This is a genomic window from Campylobacter concisus, from assembly GCF_015230015.1.
Classification (GTDB): domain Bacteria; phylum Campylobacterota; class Campylobacteria; order Campylobacterales; family Campylobacteraceae; genus Campylobacter_A; species Campylobacter_A concisus_AF.
The window spans coordinates 1-20221 of sequence record NZ_JAAKZC010000015.1 but is presented as its reverse complement, the minus strand read 5'-3'; the positions used below and the strand labels follow the sequence as shown (position 1 = coordinate 20221).

At 37.2% G+C, this 20221-nt stretch carries 14 protein-coding genes and 1 pseudogene; 5 read left to right on the top strand and 10 right to left on the bottom strand.

Annotated features, from left to right (window positions below):
* Window positions 1–214: 214 nt before the first annotated feature.
* From G6W42_RS10860 to G6W42_RS08025, 4 genes and pseudogenes are all read right to left on the bottom strand, one after another.
* A pseudogene (locus G6W42_RS10860) lies at window positions 215–910 on the bottom strand (cache domain-containing protein); the annotation flags it as partial.
* A gap of 215 nt (window positions 911–1125) precedes the next feature.
* Window positions 1126–1896, bottom strand: coding sequence for a basic amino acid ABC transporter substrate-binding protein (locus tag G6W42_RS08035; protein WP_194173601.1), 771 nt, complete (start codon window positions 1894–1896; stop codon window positions 1126–1128).
* Between the two features lie 12 nt (window positions 1897–1908).
* Window positions 1909–2637, bottom strand: a complete 729-nt coding sequence (locus G6W42_RS08030) for an amino acid ABC transporter ATP-binding protein (protein WP_194173600.1) — start codon at window positions 2635–2637, stop codon at window positions 1909–1911.
* Entirely contained in the window at window positions 2630–3346 is a 717-nt protein-coding gene (locus G6W42_RS08025) for an amino acid ABC transporter permease (protein WP_194173599.1), read from the bottom strand. Before G6W42_RS08025 ends, G6W42_RS08030 begins: the two co-directional genes overlap by 8 nt.
* 142 nt (window positions 3347–3488) lie before the next feature.
* On the opposite strand from G6W42_RS08025, the gene putP reads away from it, so the two are divergent.
* Complete coding sequence (putP, locus tag G6W42_RS08020) at window positions 3489–4976, top strand: sodium/proline symporter PutP (RefSeq protein ID WP_194173598.1); 1488 nt, start codon at window positions 3489–3491, stop codon at window positions 4974–4976.
* Window positions 4977–5805: 829 nt separating this feature from the next.
* On the opposite strand, the gene G6W42_RS08010 is transcribed toward putP, so the two are convergent.
* From G6W42_RS08010 to nhaD, 4 genes are read right to left on the bottom strand one after another with little or no spacing between them, the layout of a single operon-like run.
* Window positions 5806–7887, bottom strand: coding sequence for an ATP-binding protein (locus G6W42_RS08010; protein ID WP_194173597.1), 2082 nt, complete (start codon window positions 7885–7887; stop codon window positions 5806–5808).
* Window positions 7888–7889: 2 nt separating this feature from the next.
* Window positions 7890–9041 (bottom strand): DNA cytosine methyltransferase, encoded by a 1152-nt coding sequence (locus tag G6W42_RS08005; protein WP_242042728.1) that lies wholly within the window; start codon window positions 9039–9041, stop codon window positions 7890–7892.
* A 39-nt stretch (window positions 9042–9080) separates the two neighbouring features.
* The gene (gene guaA, locus G6W42_RS08000; protein WP_194173596.1) at window positions 9081–10613 is read right to left on the bottom strand and encodes a glutamine-hydrolyzing GMP synthase; all 1533 of its coding nucleotides are present in this window, start codon (window positions 10611–10613) and stop codon (window positions 9081–9083) included.
* 10 nt (window positions 10614–10623) lie between these two features.
* Window positions 10624–12012, bottom strand: coding sequence for a sodium:proton antiporter NhaD (gene nhaD, locus G6W42_RS07995; protein ID WP_194173595.1), 1389 nt, complete (start codon window positions 12010–12012; stop codon window positions 10624–10626).
* 245 nt (window positions 12013–12257) lie between these two features.
* Between nhaD and G6W42_RS07990 the strand changes: the two genes are divergently transcribed.
* From G6W42_RS07990 to G6W42_RS07975, 4 genes are read left to right on the top strand one after another with little or no spacing between them, the layout of a single operon-like run.
* Window positions 12258–12776 carry a hypothetical protein gene (locus G6W42_RS07990; RefSeq protein ID WP_194173594.1) on the top strand — a complete coding sequence of 173 codons (519 nt, stop codon included), beginning with the start codon at window positions 12258–12260 and terminating at the stop codon, window positions 12774–12776.
* Entirely contained in the window at window positions 12770–14587 is a 1818-nt protein-coding gene (gene uvrC / locus G6W42_RS07985) for an excinuclease ABC subunit UvrC (protein WP_194173593.1), read from the top strand. The genes G6W42_RS07990 and uvrC overlap by 7 nt, the downstream gene beginning before the upstream one ends.
* Window positions 14584–15318 carry a hypothetical protein gene (locus tag G6W42_RS07980; protein WP_194173592.1) on the top strand — a complete coding sequence of 245 codons (735 nt, stop codon included), beginning with the start codon at window positions 14584–14586 and terminating at the stop codon, window positions 15316–15318. Before uvrC ends, G6W42_RS07980 begins: the two co-directional genes overlap by 4 nt.
* On the top strand, window positions 15308–18187 hold the full coding sequence (locus G6W42_RS07975) for a hypothetical protein (protein WP_194173591.1): 2880 nt from the start codon (window positions 15308–15310) through the stop codon (window positions 18185–18187). Before G6W42_RS07980 ends, G6W42_RS07975 begins: the two co-directional genes overlap by 11 nt.
* A 255-nt stretch (window positions 18188–18442) precedes the next feature.
* Here G6W42_RS07975 and G6W42_RS07970 read toward each other — a convergent pair whose 3' ends face one another.
* Window positions 18443–19240 carry a phosphatidylserine decarboxylase gene (locus G6W42_RS07970; RefSeq protein ID WP_194173590.1) on the bottom strand — a complete coding sequence of 266 codons (798 nt, stop codon included), beginning with the start codon at window positions 19238–19240 and terminating at the stop codon, window positions 18443–18445.
* Window position 19241: 1 nt separating this feature from the next.
* Window positions 19242–20219 (bottom strand): metallophosphoesterase, encoded by a 978-nt coding sequence (locus G6W42_RS07965; protein WP_346010469.1) that lies wholly within the window; start codon window positions 20217–20219, stop codon window positions 19242–19244.
* Between the last annotated feature and the right edge of the window lie 2 nt (window positions 20220–20221).

Here is a 20221-nt window from a genome sequence, read left to right as displayed (position 1 = left end):
TAGGCTGGGCTTTGTTTGTCTTGTGATTTAGTAGATCAAAGAAAGATAGTAGTCCTGTTTTTAGTTTGAGGATGATTTTTAAAAGATATGATGATAGGTAAAGTGAGAGTAATAGTCCTAAAATAAGCACCACTACAAGCACTCCGACAGACGCATAAGCAAGTGAGTTTAGATCCTCTAAAAGCTCATCTTTGTCAAGCTCGCCGATAAGATACCACCCCATACTTTTGATATATTTTGAGCCGATCAATAAATTTCTGCCATCTTTATCTAGCGATATGTAGCTGCCATTTTCGTTGATTAGCTTTTTAAGGTTTGCATCACCAACTAAATCTTTTAGATTGCCGCTTACGTCTTTGCCGATCTTGATGTCGCCTTTTTCATCGACTAGTAGAAATTTACCGCCACGACCTATCTTTTGCGACTGGACAAAATTTACTATCTCGCTTAAATTTACGCCAGTCGCTGCGATACCATAAAATTTATCATCTTTTTGAACTTTGTAGTTTATATACATCATTATCTTGCCGCTGCCGTCTTCAGCCTTGTTTATGTCGATCAGGCTTAGGCTGCTGCCATCTTTTAAGGCATAGTACCATTTGTCGTTTTCTGGGTTAATGACCTTTAAAATTTTATCTTCGACGTAGTAGTTTAGGGTTCTGTCTGAGCCAAACATTATCGTATCTAGTTTTAAATTTTTAGCAAGAGTTTGAAAATAGTCAAATAAGACCTTTCTGCCGTGCTCGTCCTCGCCATTTTTGACCCAGTCTATTAAAAAGCTATTTTGAGTTATTTGATAAGAAGCGTCGATTATCTTATCGATGTAAGATTCTATTTTATAACCAACTTCATTGATCGCAAGTGGGAATTCTTTACTTTCGACCCTGTCGGTATATAAATTTTTAGCCATGTTATAGGTCACAAGACCAACCACACTAACACAAACCAAAAGCATGACACTTAGCACAAGTGCCGTTCTCATCCTGAGTGACTTCATTGCATTCTCCTTAAAGTAAATTGACAATTTTATTACAATATATTTAAATAATATTAAAATTTATAAATTAGAAATTTGTGAGATTTTTTGCAAGAAGCATTTTGCCTCTTGCAAATTTGTATTGAGAGTTACTTCTTAAGGCCGTATTTAGCGAGCATTTTGTCAAATTCGCCAGATTTTTGTAGCTCTTCGATCGCAGCATCTATCTTTTTGATAAGATCAGTATGTTTTCCCTTGTCAAATGCCATCGCAAAGCCCTCTGTGCCGTCAGGAAGTCTTAAAAACTCCTCTAGGTCTGGATTTTGTTTTAGATACTCTATACCTATCGGGCTATCTGTTAGCACAACGTCGATCTTACCAGCGTTTAGTGACATTATAGCAGAGGCTACATTTTCAGCTGGGATTGACTGAGTTGTGATATTTTTAGCTGCCTCTTCTTGAAGTGTGCCAACTTGAGCTGAAATTTTCTTATCTTTAAGGTTGTCTTTATTTACGTCTGAGCCTTTTTTGCGGATAAATAAATTCTCTGAAAAATAATATGGCTTAGTAAAATCAACAGACTTTCTTCTCTCGTCAGTCGCGCTCATGCCGCTTATCGCGATATCGATCTTGCCTGTTTTTAAAGCTGGTATTAGCCCATCAAAACTCATATTTGCTACATCAAATTTGATCCCAGTTTTTTTAGTGATCTCATTTAGAAGATCGATCTCAAAACCAACGATTTGATTTTTATCATCAAGATACTCAAATGGAGGATAATCAGCACTTGAACCCACCTTATAAACTACCTCTTTGCTAGCTTCTGGCGCATTTGCAACGGTTTTTTTGCCACCATCATCACCACAACCTATAAAAAACAGAGCCAACCCTAACGCTAAAACTTTTAATAAATTTTTCATTTTTATCCTTTATTAGTGGTTTAAAATTTTGCCTAAAAACTCTTTTAAGCGCTCATGCTGCGGATTTGTAAAGACATTTTTTGGCGTGTCATCAACTGCTATCTTGCCTTTGTCCATAAAGAAAATTCTATTTGCCACGTTTCTTGCAAAGCCCATTTCGTGGGTCACCACAAGCATCGTTATACCCTTTGCTGCGACATCTTTCATGATATCAAGCACCTCGCCGATCATCTCAGGGTCTAGCGCACTCGTTGGCTCGTCAAATAGTATCACCTCCGGCTCCATCGCTAGGCTTCTAGCGATGGCGATACGCTGCTTTTGACCGCCTGAGAGCTTGTGCGGGTAGGCAAATTTCTTATCGCTTAGCCCAACGCTCTTTAGCAGCTCATCTGCCCTCTTCTCGGCACTCTCTTTGTCTAAGATCCCAGCTTTTATCGGAGCTAGAGTTAAATTTTGCAAGACGTTTTTGTTTGCAAAAAGGTTAAAGTGCTGAAACACCATGCTCACTTTTTGGCGAATTTTATTTATGTCTGATTTTTTATTGAGGATATCTTCGCCATTTATCTTGATATGCCCACTATCTGGCTCTTCAAGGCGGTTTATGCAGCGCAAAAATGTACTTTTGCCGCCACCACTTGGACCAATTATCGCTATGACTTCGCCTTTTTTGATATCAACGCCAATGTCATTTAAAACACGCAAATCGCCATAGCTTTTGTTTAAATTTTTAATCTCAATCATGGCGATTTAGTCTCCTCTCAAGTAGTTTCACCAAAAGGGTGAAAAATTTAACGCTCACGTAATATACAATGCCCGTAAAAATGACTGGCTCTGGGCTGTAAAAGACCGCTTGAAGGCTCTTGCTTTGCATCGTAATATCAACAACGCTTATGTAGCCAACGACTGAGGTCTCTTTAAAAAGCGATATAAACTCATTTGCAAGCGCTGGCAAGATATTTTTAGTAGCTTGTGGAAAGACTATCTCACGCATCGAAACGTAGTAGTTTAGCCCCATCGCCCTAGCTGCCTCCATCTGACCTTTATCGACGCTATTTATGCCACTTCTTACGATCTCAGCGACGTATGCTGAGCTATTTAAGCCAAGTGCGATCACTGCGACATAGAAGTTATCACTCCAAGTGGCAAAAATGACCACTGAAAATATAAGAAGTTGAAGTATTACAGGCGTTCCACGTAAGATGTCGATGTATTCGTCTATTATAAAATTTATAACTTTGATATTTAGAAATTTAATAAACGCTAAGATAAATCCAAGCGTAATACCTATGGCGACACCACCGATAGTAAGTCCCAGCGTCACTCCGTAGCTCTTGATATAGGCTAGCTGCTGAGCATCGCTAAGCTCCCTTGGGTAGAAAAAATATGCGCCCAATGAGACAATTATTATAAAAAATAGAAATTTGGCTAAATTTTGAGCGTTCAACTTCATCCTTTCTTTAAAATGTAGCCTTAAATGATACGAAAAAAAATATATCATTTTGCTTAAAATTTTTTAAGGAATAAGCCCGCTCATTGAAATTTAAATGATTTTATAATAACATAAGCGTTTTATTTTATTTGAAAGGAATTTTATGAGCTTTGGGTCTTATTTAGCCATCGCCATCTATTTTGGTTTCTTGCTCTTTATTGGACGATATTTCTACGATAAAAACGCAAGTATGAACGAGTATCTACTGGATAACCGTCAAATGGGTCCAGTCGTCACCGCACTTAGCGCTGGCGCTTCTGATATGAGTGGTTGGATGCTACTTGGCGTGCCCGGGGCCTTATACGCAACTGGCGTTGCAAATGTCTGGATGATAGCTGGTCTTATCGTGGGAGCTTACTGTAACTACTTATTTCTAGCAAAAAGGCTTAGGGTCTATACTGAGGTTGCAAGCGATAGCATCACGATACCAGACTTTTTAGAAAACCGCTTTAAAGATAGGACTAAAATTTTAAGGATCATCTCAGGTCTTATCATCTTGATATTTTTCACACTTTACGTAAGTAGTGGCATCATCGCTGGTGGCAAGACATTTGAGAGCTTTTTTGGCATAGGTTTTAAATATGGCGCGATATTTACGCTTTGTATCGTGGTCTTTTACACGTTTTTTGGTGGATTTAAAGCCGTTAGCATAACCGACGCATTTCAGGGACTTTTGATGTTTTGTGTTCTAGTCTCGATCCCAGTCGTGGCATATCTAAATTTAGACCTGCCAAGCGATACAAATTTGATAAAAGAGATAAGCAGACTTGATGCAAATCACCTAAATCCTTTTAGAGATCAGACTTTCTGGGGCATTTTGGGTCTTTTAGCTTGGGGCTTTGGCTACTTTGGGCAGCCACATATCATAGTTAGATTTATGGCGATACGTGACTCAAAAGAGCTTGCAAAGGCAAGAAGGATCGGCATTGGCTGGATGAGCATCGGCCTACTAGGTGCAATTATGAGCGGACTTATCGGTTTTGTTTATTTTAGCCAAAGAGGCGGACTAAGCGACCCTGAGACCGTATTTTTAAAACTTGGTGAGCTACTTTTCCCACCATTTTTTATAGGCATCATCATCTCAGCCGTGCTTTCAGCGATCATGAGCACCATCTCAAGCCAGCTTTTAGTCACATCAAGCTCGGTCACAAAAGACTTCATCTTTGCTTTTTATAAAAAAGAGGTGAGCCAAAGCACGCAAACAGCGATCAGCCGCTATGCAGTCGTGGTCGTAGCACTAATCGCCACAGTGCTTGCCTTTTTATCAACAGATAATGTCTTAAACGTCGTTGGTAACGCTTGGGCTGGATTTGGCGCAAGTTTTGGTCCGGTGCTTCTTTTTAGCCTTTACTGGAAACGTATGAGTGCGCTTGGAGCACTTGCTGGCATGATAGCTGGCGGTGCGACCGTAATATTTTGGATAGCATCAGGGCTAAATGCCTATGTTTATGAAATTTTGCCAGGCATTTTAACCTCAAGTCTAGCCATCATCATGGTCAGTATCTGGGGCGATGCGATAAATAAAATGACTAGCGAACCGCACGAGCAAGTCATACAAGATGAATTCGAAAAGATGAAAACAAGACTTTAGGCCTTAAATTTATTAGAAATTCCTGGCACTAGCTGGGAATTTCTAAAAGTATCTTTACTTTTTTATTAGAAAATCATCCAGATAGCAATAACAATTTAAATCTTAAACCGCTCTCGCTATTCATATAAATTTATAAAATAAGCATTTGCAAAGCTTTTATTTTTCTCTTGTATGCAGCAATACTGCAACTTTCAAATTTGCATTTTAGATATAATCTAAATTTAGCCTTTATACATAAAAGACACCTTTGCTGGTGCCTTTTTAACTATTCATATTTATTTTTTCTTCCATCTTATATGTCACAATCCATCTTGCAGTTTCTAAGTCTTGCGGATCATGAACTGTGTTCTTTTTGTATCTAGCATAGCAATTTTTAATATATCTTCATCAGTAAAAGCAAAATCAAAAACTTCTATTTTGTTTCATACGCTCTTTCTTTACAGATTTTGGGACAACAATGACATCTCTTTGAATTAACCACCTTGGCATAACCTGCCCTATAGATTTATTATATTTTTCCCTATTTCTTTTAGTATATCTACATTAAATGTATCATTATCTCCTCTACACATAGAGGCAAGCCTCATGAGTTTCTCTCCCGCTTCAAAGCCTAACGCGCCAAAACGTGAGTGTTCTCGCAATCAAAAATTCTCTTGCTAGCGACGCTTTTTGCGATCACTTTCGTGTCAGCGTTTAGATTGTAAATTTTACTCATTTTTCTTCCTTTCGTAAATTCACGCGTCATTGTAGCTAAAGTTTTTGGACGATTTGTTGATAAAGGTCATGTATTTTTTGTTAAGCTTTAATAACACTTAAATAGTATTTAAATTTATTTATTAGAATCGTCTTTGTTCCTGCCAATTATAAAAGCCTCAATGCTTACATTGTTGTCACTTATGCCATTTTCCACATAGTTCTTCCAGTACTCCACTAAATCTCTATCCATAAAATCGCAAGCGGACTTTCCAACATTGCTCATCTCTATATCTGTCGGGAAATTAGACTTATTGAATAATAATATTTTTTCATTTTCATCCCTACTTTTGTTTAAATGTTCAATTATTACATTCAACACATTGTTTATAATAAAATCGTATGTTTCCTTGCTCAATACAATTTCATTATTTTTAATAAACGTGAATTCAAGTTTCCCGTTCGTAAGGAATTTCGGTATTTCATTATAAGATAAAGACATCAGTATGTAATCTCCGACTCCCCTAGTAGCCCATCCCGCACCGCCTTCAAACATACAATATTCGCTTTGTTTATAATTTTTACTCGCTAAATACATCAGCAGTACATTATCATCCGTAATACTACTTCTTATTTGATCTTTTAATGGCTCTAAGACCGTAAATTTACCGGCATCTTGTACAGAGGTATAAAATATTTCATCCTTTCTAACTCCACATTTTTCTATTAATAAGTAATATATAAAGTCCGTAAATCTTTTATCACGACTAGAGTGGGATAAAAATATTTTATACTTATCCTTTAGCATGTCGCCTTGTACTTTATTGGATACGATCATCGTAAACTCATTGACTTGCTCTGATGGTTCGTTGGGAAAACGCTCCTTTAGTTCATTTTCTACTTCTTTTATAAAATTATTCTTTCTTTTATCAAAATTTTTATTATCCTTATCCCTTATGTCGTTTGCTAATTTTTCTCTTTTGCTTATCAAATCACCAATTATACTTTTTACAATGTCTACCAACAACGCGACCCTTTCATCATGTTCATCTAAATTTTGACGATTTGAAGTTGCAATGTCTGGTAAATCATCTTCATCTAATAAGTCAAAGTGTATTTCACCCTCTATATAATTAACGAAAGCCTGAGTGTTACCTAAGTAGTTTAGGAAATTTTCTACCGCGAGCTTATTTCTAACATATAACCTGAGCTGGATTGGATTATAAAAAGTATTTTTTATAAAGTTTACATCATTGTCTTTTGCTATTTTATTGTCTATCGTACTATGTATACCTATCCATCCATTTAAAGTATATTGCTTACTTTTTTTGATGCCCTGCTCGTCAGTAAATTCCCCGCTTCCACTAACTTTATTTTTATCAAGTAACTCAATCTTTCTATCAAAAAGATATTCTTTATCTCTCTTTTTGGACTCTATTTTGAATTTAGAATCCTCTTTGAGTAGTTTGTAAAAAGTTTCTTTTAATCCTTGTTGGCTATCTTTTAGAAAATAATCTATAAAAGCCATATTTTTAAATGCTATTTTTTTCTCTATCGGTCTAAATATAGGTTCTTCACTATCTTTTTTTACAATTGCTAGAAAAATCTTTCTATCCATCATAGAATCCAACGAAAATATATTAGCTAACTTGTTTTCTAAGCTATCTAGCGCTCGTTCGCCAAGTCCCTCTAGATTTACATTTTCCAATATCAACGCTGTGCCAGTCTTAATTTTTTCCCAATTTTGATTAGATTGTAATTTTGTTTCTGTATCGTTTATTAATCTTAAAAAAGGTTTTTCGTTTTCGTCTTTTTTGTTTTCGCTATAGTTCATTTCCCATTTATTGACTACTCCAGCACTTGTTTTAGACAATATAAAATATCTCTCGGAAAGATAAAGTGCCGCCAATTTTCCTATACCTTTTCTGCCCATCATTTTATAGTTTTCGAGTACTTCTGGGGCTTGCTCCAATCTTTTGTTGTAACCGACTTTCGCGTAGATACTAATGCTATTTTCATCCAAACCGATACCATCATCAATAATCTCCACAAGAGATTTTGATTTATTTATCATATTTATATAAATATATATATTTTTAGCATTTGCATCAAAACCATTTGCTACAAGCTCTGAAATAGCGCTCCAAGCATTTGAATAAAGGCTTTTGCCTAGTAATTTTAAAGCAAGCCATCCGAAAGAAAATTCTACTTTTTGCATCACTATCCCTTCTCATACTTTTTTTTATAAGCTAAAAAACTTTTTGCCACCTCATTTGCAAGGCCAATAGCAAGTAAAGGAGGTACGGCATTACCGACTTGGGAATTTTGTTGAGTTTTACCACCGTAGAATTTAAAAAAATCAGGAAACGACTGCAATCTAGCCCCTTCTCTTGTGGTAAGCGCCCTGTTTTCTTTTGGATGTATACATCGTAGAGACGAAGGTGTTCCTAAGTTATTCGTTATCGTTGTAGACGGTTTATTCCACCATAGCCTTCCATATGTATTTTTGTAGCCAGAAGTGAGTCTATATTCTGACGGCAACTTTTTGTTATCTACCAAGCTGTTTATATACTCTCGCCCCTCACCTTCTATTACGGCATTTATAACGCCCTGAATTTTCTTGCCGTAAGAACCGCTCTTATGACTAGTTAAAACATCGTTGTTGTTTCTCATAAGTTCTTGGTAAATATTTTTAGGACCCGTTAAATATTCTCTCTTTTCTTCGTTTAATCCTAGTGGCGGCAAATCCGACAATGCATTTTCCACACTTAAAAATGTATCACAATCAGTTAATATTTCATCCGGAAATTCCCATGCTAGATCTACGTCTTTTCTTACACCGACTATAAATACTCTCTCCCTATTTTGCGGTATGCCGAAATTTACCGCATTTAAAACTTTTTTATGTATTTTATAGCCGCTGGTATTTCTTATATTATCAAACATTTCACAGATGTCTTCTATTACAGGTCTACCAATATTATTCTTCATAGTAAGCAAACCTTTCACATTTTCAAAAATAAACATTTTTGGTTTTAGAATACTAAGCAACCTGCAATATTCCTTGTACATAATAGCTCTATTATCGTATTGTCTTTTACCTACGGTACTATAAGACTGGCAAGGTGGTCCGCCTATAACAAGATCAACGCAACTTATATCAATTCCATTATCTTTTATTTTTTTCTTGTCAATTTCTTTAATATCGCAATCTAACAATTTTATATTTGGGAAATTTAATTTAAAAGCAGCTGCAGCATTTTTATCATATTCATTTGCAAACAAAAAATTAAATTTATCATTTTTTATAAATTTATTCATATTCCTTTTATAGTAAAATCCAAATGTTAGACCACCAGCTCCTGAGAACAAGTCAACAATATTTATAGACAGATTTCCCAATTTTTAGGTTTACTCCCACTCGATAGTTGCAGGTGGCTTGCTTGAGATGTCATAAACTACGCGGTTTATGCCATTTACCTCGTTTATGATGCGGCGGCTTACGTTTTCAAGTAGATCATAAGGAAGCCTTGAAAAGCTTGCAGTCATGCCATCACTCGCATCGACTACACGCACGCAAACAGCGTTTTCGTAGGTGCGGTTATCGCCCATTACGCCAACAGAATTTACATTTAAAAGCACGCAAAATGCCTGCCAAGTTTTGTTATACCAGCCACTACTTTTTAGCTCATCGCGCAAGATCACATCAGCTTTGCGAAGTAGCTCAAGGCTTGGTTTATTCACCTCGCCCATGATGCGGATAGCAAGGCCAGGTCCTGGGAAAGGATGGCGGAAGACTAGCTCGCGGCTTAGTCCAAGCTCAAGTCCTAGCTTTCTAACCTCGTCTTTAAAAATTTCTCTTAAAGGTTCTATTAGCTCAAATGTCATCCAATCAGGCAAGCCTCCAACGTTATGGTGGCTCTTTATCGTCTTACTTGAGCCAACAACTGAGCTTTCGATGATGTCAGTATAAAGAGTGCCTTGAGCTAGGAATTTCACATCGCCATGCTTTTTAGCCTCTTTTTCAAAAATTTCTATAAATGTCTCGCCTATGATCTTGCGTTTTTTCTCAGGATCAACGACGCCAGCCAAGCGACCTAAAAATATCTCACTCGCATCTATGCTAACTAGCTCAACGCCAAGCTTTGTTCTAAATGTAGCTTCAACTTGCTCTCTTTCATTTGTTCTAAGAAGTCCGTTATCAACAAAGACAAGGATCAAATTTTCAGGCACAGCAGCTGCTAAAAGTGCCGCAGTCACAGAGCTATCCACACCACCACTAACTGCGCAAAGCACCTTGTGAGTGCCCACTGTTTTTCTGATCTCTTCTATCTTATTTTTAGCGAAGCTTCCCATATTCCATGTGCTCTCGCATCCGCAGATATATTTAGCAAAATTCTTTAAAATTTGCGTGCCATACTCGCTGTGTTGTACCTCTGCGTGAAACTGGATCGCATAAAATTTACGTTTATCATCACCAAAGGCGCAATAAGGCGAATTTTCGCTGACCGCAATCGCCTCAAAGCCCTCTGGTAGGTCTTTTACATAGTCGCTATGGCTCATCCATACGATTTGTTTTGAAGGTGTATCTTTAAAAAGATCGTGCTCTTTTATCACGCTAAGTTCAGCCTTGCCGTACTCTTTGTGATCAGCTGCTAAAACCTCAGCACCATGCGTGTGAGCAAGTAGCTGCATGCCATAGCAAACGCCAAGTATAGGGATATTTAGCTCAAAAACGCCATTATCACAAAAGTAAGCATCTTTAGCATAAACGCTAGCTGGACCACCACTTAAAATGATACCTTTTGGATCTTTCGCCTTTATATCGCTTAGTTTTGCGTTAAATGGCAAAATTTCAGTATAAGCTCCCTCTTCTCTTAGCCTTCTAGCTATTAGCTGAGTATACTGCGAACCAAAGTCCAAAACTATAATCGTATTGTTCATTTATAACCTTTTAAAAGTAGATGTGAAAAATTTCAAACTGCACATACCAAACAATGAGTGATACGATGTATCCTAAAACTACCATCCATGCATATTTCATATGCGCACCAAAGGTATAAATTCCTTTTAATTTACCCATTACTCCAACGCCAGCTGCCGAGCCAAAACTGATCATTGAACCACCGATACCAGCTGTAAGTGTCACAAGTAGCCACTGACTCATAGACTCACCAACATCAGCCCCCATGGCTGGATTTGCTTTTAGCACAGCTGACATAACAGGGACATTATCAACGACTGCTGAAAGGAAGCCAACACCGATATTTACAGGTGTTGAGCCAAATTTATCATAAAGTGACACAGCATAATTTAAAAATCCAGCAAAGTGAAGAGCACCAACTGCAGATAAAATTCCAAAGAAGAAAAATAGAGTGTTGTTCTCGATCTTTGACATATGGTGAAAGACATTCATAGGCTCTTCGTCTTTGTGAGCTTTTTTGAAATAATATGTATAAAGGCTAAGTAGCGAGAAGCCAAACATCATACCCCACATCGCTGGTAAGTGAAATAACTGATGCATCATAACTGCACAAAAGATAGTAAATGCACCTATAAAGATAACCGCTTTACCGCCCTTTTTCATGACCACTTTTGGCTCAGTAGCTGGGTCAAAGTGCGGGCTACCAACTGGCACGACGCGTGAAAGTAAAAATGCAGTTACAAACCAGCCGATAAATGACGCTGGGAAAAGTGCAAAAAAGTCTAAAAACGGTGACTTGCCAGCTGCCCAAACCATAAGTGTAGTGATGTCACCAAATGGACTCCACGCTCCGCCTGCGTTTGCTGCTACGACGATATTTATAGCACCTGCGACTAGGAAATTTGTATTATTTCTATCTATCGTTAAAAGAACGGTTGATAGGATAAGCGCTGTTGTTAGGTTATCAGCCACTGGGCTAATGAAAAATGCCAAAATGCCAGTTAGCCAAAATAGCTTTCTATAAGTATAGCCTTTTGAAACTAGGTTGTATTTAAGCGCGTTAAACACATCTCTTTCAACAAGTGCCTCGATAAATGTCATCGCTACCATTAAGAAAAATACAATCTGAGCTATCTCTAGGATCAGGTGGTTTACCTCGTGCTCTAGCAAATGCACATCCATGCCATTTATAAGCATATAAACGCCGATGAGTAGGAACATAAAAGTGCCGATAAATATGGCAGGTTTTGCCTTGTCGATGTGAAAATTCTCTTCTGCTGCTATGAAAAAGTATCCAACAACAAAAATGATAAGCGATAAAATTCCCGCCCATGTAGTAGTTAAGTCAATAGCCGCAGCTTCTCCGTCAGCACCAAAGGCTAAAGCAAAAAACAAACCTAGAAGTCCAAATAACCTCATATACTCTCCTTGTAAGATAAAAATTTGCGTATTTTACTTAAATGAGCCTAAAATTTAGGTTAGTTAAATTTATTAAGCTCGCATTACATTTTTATCTTACGCCAAATTTAAGATCAAATTTTATTGATCTTGTCAATTTTTTTCTCTTTTACAGGTGCATCGCCGTAAAATGGATCGTCCTTATAGCCGCAGCCACTAAGTGCAAAAAGAGCGAAAATTAAAATAAAAGATGATAAGATTGCCTTATGAAAAACGCTAAATTTATGATAGATGCTATCCACGAAAATCCTTTGTATAAAGAAAAATTAAGCATGGCAGACGAGTGCCGAGAGCTTCTTCGCCTCATGGGTAAAGCAAAGCGATTTTATATAGCTTTTTGCTATGTTAGAGAAGGTATATTAACCTTCGTTCTCACTCATCCCTCGGGGCTTTTAGAGCTTAGACGTGATAGTAGTATAAATGATATAAAAGAGTTATTAAAAACCTTTTGCAAGGTCAAAAAAGATAGCATTTTTGCAAGCGTCATTAAGCCAAAACCGCTTAGCGAGATCAACTATATAAAAAACAAAAAAGAAGAAAATATAAGATTTATCGTGAGCAAATATCTAAAATTTTTCACCCCACAACCTACGCAAAGCTCAAATTTCATCATGCCAGCAAGCAAGGGCGAGTTTAAAAATTTAGCCACAAATGAGCAAATTTATAAGAAATTTGAAGAGCTAAGAGAAATTTTGCTAAAGAAAAATGAGCAGGCAAGATGCTAATAGACGAGATAAGAACGCTACCAAACGAGCCTGGCGTATATCAATATTTTGACGCTCAAAACAGACTTTTATATGTCGGCAAGGCCAAAATTTTAAAAAACAGGGTCAAAAGCTACTTTAAATTTACCCCAAGCCTTGCACCAGCTGAGAAGCTAAGCCCGAGAATTTCAAAGATGATAAGCGAGGCTGTGCATCTTGAATACATCGTCACGCCAAGCGAGGCAGACGCGCTTATCTTAGAAAATTCATTTATCAAGCAGCTTAAGCCAAAATACAATATCTTGCTTCGTGACGACAAGACCTACCCTTATATCTTTATAAATTTAAACGACGAATTTCCGAGATTTGAGATCACTAGAAAGGTGGTAAAAGGCTCAAATATCCGCTATTTTGGGCCATATTTTAGTGGAGCTGGCGAACTACTTGAGGCACTTTATCTAAATTTCAACCTAGTTCAGAAAAAGTCCTGCATAAAAGGCAAAAAAGCCTGCCTTTTTCACCAGCTAAAACGTTGCTACGCCCCATGTGAGGGCAAAATTTCAAAAGAGAGCTACGCTAAAATAGTAAGCGAGGCTATCACTGCCCTTCAAAATCCAAATTTGTTAATCGCCCGTCTTGAAGAGCTCATGCTAAACTACGCCAAGGCCGAAGACTACGAGCAAGCAGCCGCGACTAGAGATAAGATGCAAACGCTTAAAAATATGCAAACAAAGGTCGAGGTTGATCTAGCCAAGCTTGAGGACTTTGAAGCCTACTCGGTCGCTTGTGTGCATGATATGATCTGCGCGGTGAGATTTAGCGTGCAAAGTGGCAAGATAACGGGCGTAAAAACCGATATCACGCAGGCTAAAAACGCTCAAAAAGACGAGATAAACGAGGCTTATAAGCAGGCTATTTTAAAAAGTTTCATCGCTGGCCAGCCAATAATCAGCACCAAAATTTACGTCCATGAGGACTTTGAAGATAGCAAGCTGGTGGAGGAAATTTTAAACGAGAGATTTGGACGTAAATTTAGCATCACTTGCCCAAAAATAGGTGATAAGCGTAAAATTTGTGAGATCGCAACCAAAAACGCCGAAGTTAGCATCGAAAAATACCTAAAAACACACGATAACGAGCTACTAAACGAGATAAAAGAGTGTTTTAATCTAGCTCACACGCCTTACGTGGTCGAGGCTTACGACAACTCGCACCTTTTTGGCGAGGCAAGTGTGGGGGCGATGGTGCGCTATGAGCATGGCGAGTGGGCGAAGCAAAACTACCGCCACATGCACCTAAGCTCTAAAAACGACTACGATCAGATGAGAGAGAGCCTAACTGCCAGAGCGCTTAGGTTTGACAAGCTTGGCCCGCCTGATCTTTGGGTTATTGACGGCGGCGAGGCGCTTTTAAGCTTAGCCTGCGAAATTTTAGCAAGCAGCGGGGCAAACGTCGATGTGATCGCTATCTCAAAAGAGAAAATAGACGCCAAAGCTCACCGCGCAAAGGGCGAGGCGAAAGATAAAATTTATACAAAAAATGGCAGCTTTAGCCTAAGCACGAGCGATAAAAAGCTGCAGTTTTTCCAAAAAATGCGCGATGAGAGCCATAGATTTGTCATCAGTTTTCACAGAAAAACAAGGCAGAAAAACGATATGCAAAGATCAGTGCTAAGACAAGCTGGCGTATCTGAGGGCAGTATCGCGAAATTAATAAGCTTTTACGGAAGTTTTGATAAAATCAGCGAAGCAAATTTAGACGAAGTGGCAAAAATAACAAACAAAAGCGTAGCAGCAAAGCTTTTAACGCTCAAAGAAGGAAATTTGAAGTGATAATATACGACAAAAACGGTCAAATTTTGGCGATGGGAGATATCTCTCTTGGTCTGCTTGAATTTAAAGATATAAGGGAGTTTTTAAGCGAGCATAAAGACATTGACGAGCTAGTTTTAGACTACAAAGAGCCTGGAGTTTTTATAGATTATCTAGCTAAAAGACCAAATTTAAGAGTAAATTTAAAGACTAAAAACGGCAAAATTTTAAATGCGACACTTAAATTTTCAAAGATCAGCTCAGTAAAAAACGAAGAGTATTTCGAGCTTCTAATCCTAGATCAAACAGAAATTTACAGCCAAAACCAGCAAGCTGCGATGAAAGCAAAGACCAAACTTCGCTTGCCAAATTTAAAGGTAGATGAAAAAGAGCTTTTAGACAAAGAAGAAGAGGTTTTAAACGAGAGCTGGTTTAGCGAGACGGCTAGCTTTTTAAATTTAAGCAAAAGCGAGTTTGCGACCTATCTTAGTATATTTTTAAGCAAGGCAAAAGACAAGATGATCTTTATCCAAAGTGCGGTGCAAGCAAGAGATACTAAATTTTTAGAAGAGAGCATAAAGATATTAAAAGAGCCAGCGCTAAATTTAAAGATCACTCCGCTTGTGGCAAATTTCGATGCGCTACTTACCAGACCAAACAAAATGAAAAAGATCGCTCATATCAATGAAAGACTAGGCGAAATAAGCACGCTTTGCAATAAATTTTCAAAAAGGCTTGGCCATGAGAGTTAGTAAATTTTTGGTTCTTTTGCCGATATTTTTGGCGGCTTTGGCTTGCTTTTACAATGGCGTGCTCTACTTTGATAAATTTAGGATCTCTTATGACATAAATAGCGAGGTAAAAAGAGAAAGTTTGATAAGAAAAACCTTAGATGCGATCGTTTCAGAAAGAATAGCTTACGAAAGATATGAAAAAACTAGGTCGCCACAAGACGAGACGGCTTTAAGAGAGGCAAATGCTGCTAAGAATTTGTTTGTAAAAAGTTTATCAAACACTCTTTCTAACACACCAGATGATAAAAGGATAAGAGATAGGCTAAATGAAGTTTTAAAAAACGCAAATGCAAGTTGGGAGAGCTCTAATCTCTCGTTTCTTAGCTTTGTTGAGTTAGCAAATTCTGTCGTAGAAAGTGGGCAAATTTTATTTAGAGATGTTGCTTTAGATATTAATATGAAGCGTTATATACTCTCTTTAATCAGAGCCTATGAGCTACTTCAAAACGTAAATACCACAAAAGAGCATATCTTGGCTGTGCTTATGGGTAAAGAAAAAATTACCGAAAGTTCGTTAAAACAATCTCTAGATAGCCTTAAATACAACGATATAAATGCAAATTTACTCCCAAATGGCGACATAAAAGACAACATAATAAGAGATATAGATAGGCTTGATAATATAGAGACCTCTCAGGGCTATGACGAGATCCGCCTTAAGCTAAAGCTAAAAAATGAGCTAACACGTGATGAAATTTTGCAGATATATACCTTTGAAAGCAATAGAGCCAAGCTCTTTAGCAAGATAGCAAATATCTTAAGTGACGAGCTAAAGAGACTAAATGATAACTTTAGAGTAAAGGTGCTTAGTCTAACATTTTTGATGTTTTTTCTATCGCTTTGGCTCTTTTACGCTGGCTATAAAACATACATCTGGCTAAAAGATCTAGAAAATTTAAACCAAAAAATGAAGCTTATAAGAGATGAGATTTTAAAAAGAGGGGATAGAAATCCACAAAATTTAATAGAAAATTTCATAACCCTATATAAAGAGCTACTTCAAAAGTATGAGCAAGAAAGAAGCTTTGCTGCGATAAAAGATAGACTGCTTGTTAGGCTAAGTAAGAAATTTTATCAAGCAAAAGAGCAGATCTTTAGCTCGGTCGCTACCCTAAAAAAAGATGAAAATGTGGTAAAAAATGAGCTTCTTTTTGAAAATTTAGAAAAAAATAGCCAAATAATCGCGCTAAATTATAGCAATATAAAAGGCTTGCTTGATAGCAAAAATGGCGAAGTTGGACTAAATTTAAAGCCATTTAACCCACAAATTTTATTTTCAAACATACTTGAAGCGCAGATACCTTTTACGCAAGAGAAAAAGCTAAATTTCTTAACCTATCTTGACGCAAACATTAGCGACGAGCTAGAGGGAGATAGCGAGAAGATAAGCGTTGTATTTGGCTCTATCATGCAAGCTATCGTGACAAAATGCGATAAATTTGCCAACTTGATAGTGGAGATAAAAAATGTCAGCGACGCCCTTAGCCAAAGTGGTCTTTTGCTCATCGAAACAAAGATAAGGACAAATCAAATTTTCATAAACGAAGAGCAGATAAAGGCTTTAAGCGCAGAAGATGAAAGCGAGATAAACGATGAAGAGAGCGAGTTTTATCTCAGACTTGCTAGCTTTTATCTAGGGCTTTTTAACTCAAACCTTGATATAAGCACGCTTGGCGGAGCTGGCAATGAGTTTAAATTTATCCTTAGCCTAAAAAAGGTGCAAAAACTGCAAAATTTCAGCCTAAATCACGAGCTAAGGATCGCATATTTGCCTGATATAAATGCAAAATACAATGAATTTTTCGCAGCTACTTTAGAAGATATGGGGCTTAGGTTTCAAAATATTATCTCAAATAACCAAGCACTAGCGAAAAACTACGACATCGTCTTTGCAAGGCAGAGTGCTAGTAAAAATATAAATATAAAAAATGCGGTCTTGCTAAAAGATCCGCTCACGCCACTTAGCGTTGCGCGGCTTGTCTATATGGAGAAGAACAAGGGCGAGAGCTTGACTGAAGAGAAAGTGCTCTTTTTACTATGCGATAAAAATCCGCTTAGTCTTGAGATGTTTTCGCGCGCTTTTAGCTTCTTAGACTGCGAAGTCATAGGCGTTAGCAGCCATAAAGAGCTTAAGCAAGCACTGCTTTTAAATAGGTTTAACGCGGTTTTTATCGATGCTTCTTTTTTTGAAAATGGCGTGGCAAATTTCGTAAAAGAGATAAGATCGCTTCAAGAAGAGAAGTTAAATTTAGTCGCTGTGGTCTCAAACACCTCAAATATCCCTGAAAGAGAGTTGCTACCTGCTTTTGATGAGAAGATCAGAAAGCCTTTTAGCAAAGATGATCTAAATCAAATTTTGCCTAAATTTATAAAAAACTATAAGCCAAGCAAAGAAAATAGATACTTTAGCAAAAATGAAAATATAGTGATTTACAAGAGCACGAAGCTTGAAAATAAGATATTTGCTGGCGCTCTTGGCGAGTTTCAAAACACGCTTGAGATCGCAAATAGCTTTAGCGAGCTTTTGATAAAGATAAAGACAAAACCTTGCTCGCTAGCGCTTGTGGATGAAGTAGCGGAGGGCTTTGATATAAAAGAGCTAATAGCCACGATATCTGAGCTTAGATCGGGGCTAAAGCTAGATGCTAGAGTGCTACTTTTTAGCAACAACTTGGAGCTTAAAAATCAAAAAGAGTATATAAAAATCCTATCTCCAAGTGTGAGCAAGATAGAGCTTACAAACTTCGTAAAATCAGAGCTTAGCGAGATAAATTCGACCCAAAATGAACTAAAGAACAACTTTAAGTTTATAAAATTTAAGAGTTGAGTGTTTGGCTAGCTTGTAAATTTGAACTAAATTTCTAGGCTTGCATCTTTAGTAAATTTATGTGAGATAAAATTTAAATTTTTGCTGGTAAATTTGCCGCTTTGATTTAATTTAATCAAATTCTAGCTAAGGATTTGCAGGTTTTTAAATTGATCTAAGCCAATAGTAGATCAAATTTATTCTTAAAACGGCATAGGTAAAAATAGAAATTTAACTAGCCTATAAATTTGGCGTCAGGCTAACTTTGGATCAAATTTACTCTTTTATCCTACCGATAGCTTCAGCAAATTTAAGCTCTTTGTTTTCAAAGAGGTTGTACTCGATCGCATCTTTTTCGCTAAGTATGACGATAGTTGAGCCAAGCTCGAAATTTCCAAGACGCTCACCCTTTTTGATGTGTAAATTTTCATATTCATAAATTTGCGTAAAATTTGCCATCGCATTTGTCTGGATACGATCATCAAAGCAAAATTTCATCTTACCAACGTTTAGCGCACCCACAAAAACTAGCCAAAGTTTTTTGCCATTTTTCATCTCACAAAGTAGCGCTACACGCTCGTTTTTGGTATAAAGGCTATCGACCTTGCTAAGCCATTTTACTGCCACACTGTAAAGCTTACCTGGGATATAGACCGCTTTTTTTATCGTAATATCACAAGGCGCATGATAGTGATGATAGTCTTTTGGGCTAAGATAGATGTTGGCAAAGTCAAACTCGCCCTCAAGCTCACCCTGCCCCAAAAGCTCCTTTACGCCGTAGCTCATGCCCTTTATGCTAAAGGCTTTTAGCTCGTTTGTGGTGCCAAAACTAAGGCAGGTACCATCAACTGGGCTAATAAATATCTCATCTGCTGCGTCAAATTCTCTTGGCTTCAAGAGCTCCCTAGTGAAAAGTTCGTTTAAATTTTTATACTCATTTGCTGGCTTAAACTCGCTCATATCGATCTTAAACAGCTTTATATAAAAGGAGTTGATAAGCTCTTGAAGCGGCTTAAAAAAGTTTATTTTTGCCACCTTGCCAAAAATTTGAGAAAAGAGATTGTCCTTGTTCATTTTAGTCCTTGCTTAAATTTAAAATAGCGATCTCACTAGGAGCAAATATCCTAACCGGAGGTCCCCAAAATCCTGCACCGCTACTAACATAAGCTTGCATTTTATCATTAATCTTATAAAGCCCATGTAAAAAACCCTGATCCAGCAAAACTAGGATACTAAAAGGGAAAATTTGTCCAGCATGCGTGTGACCGCAAAGGACTAGATCGACATCTTTTTGCATAGTTTTTATAAATTTTGGCTGATGAGAGAGTAGTATGGTCGGCAAATTTGGGTCGCGTCCAGCTAGTGCTTCGTCTAAATTTGGCTCTAAATTTTTAAACCTTATGCCAGCTAGATCATAGACCCCAGCTAAATTTATACCAGCTATTTTTTCATTTTTATTACCAAGCACCCTAATGCCAAGAGCGCGAATTTTTTCTAGTATCCCATCAACTCCGTGGTAGTATTCGTGATTGCCAGGGACATAAAAGGTGCCGTAAGTGCTTTTAAGATTTTTTAATGGATCTAAAAAATCCCCTATAAGTTCAGCTCTCATATCAACCAAGTCGCCAACTATCACGACTAGATCTGGTCTAGCTAAATTTATCTCTTTTACAAGCTCAGCCACAAAATCCTTTTGTAAAAACTCACCAATATGCACATCTGTTATCATAGCTATTTTTAGATCACTTTGTAAATTTTTTATTTTTATACTAATCTGTCTGATCTTTGGCGGAGTAAGTGCATTAAAAATTCCTTTCAAAAAGCAAGCAACTACAAAAATGACAAATGTCACATCAAAGCAAAATTTAATAAATTTTCGTCTCGTGGGATTAAAATTAGCTTTTGAGCAAATGGATCTAACAACATCATAAAACAAACTAACGCCAAATAAAAATAGAGAAAAACCAATGAGCGTTCCTGCTATCAGATAGAGTTCTATATTTAAAAAAGAAAATCTTAGTTGAAGAACAAATACAAACTCGAGCACACTAATAA

Coding starts and splice junctions, on each gene's coding strand:
- G6W42_RS08035 (WP_194173601.1), bottom strand. CDS start 1,896: ATGAAAAATTTATTAAAAGTTTTAGCGTTAGGGTTGGCTCTGTTTTTT.
- G6W42_RS08030 (WP_194173600.1), bottom strand. CDS start 2,637: ATGATTGAGATTAAAAATTTAAACAAAAGCTATGGCGATTTGCGTGTT.
- G6W42_RS08025 (WP_194173599.1), bottom strand. CDS start 3,346: ATGAAGTTGAACGCTCAAAATTTAGCCAAATTTCTATTTTTTATAATA.
- putP (WP_194173598.1), top strand. CDS start 3,489: ATGAGCTTTGGGTCTTATTTAGCCATCGCCATCTATTTTGGTTTCTTG.
- G6W42_RS08010 (WP_194173597.1), bottom strand. CDS start 7,887: ATGCAAAAAGTAGAATTTTCTTTCGGATGGCTTGCTTTAAAATTACTA.
- guaA (WP_194173596.1), bottom strand. CDS start 10,613: ATGAACAATACGATTATAGTTTTGGACTTTGGTTCGCAGTATACTCAG.
- nhaD (WP_194173595.1), bottom strand. CDS start 12,012: ATGAGGTTATTTGGACTTCTAGGTTTGTTTTTTGCTTTAGCCTTTGGT.
- G6W42_RS07990 (WP_194173594.1), top strand. CDS start 12,258: ATGAAAAACGCTAAATTTATGATAGATGCTATCCACGAAAATCCTTTG.
- uvrC (WP_194173593.1), top strand. CDS start 12,770: ATGCTAATAGACGAGATAAGAACGCTACCAAACGAGCCTGGCGTATAT.
- G6W42_RS07975 (WP_194173591.1), top strand. CDS start 15,308: ATGAGAGTTAGTAAATTTTTGGTTCTTTTGCCGATATTTTTGGCGGCT.
- G6W42_RS07970 (WP_194173590.1), bottom strand. CDS start 19,240: ATGAACAAGGACAATCTCTTTTCTCAAATTTTTGGCAAGGTGGCAAAA.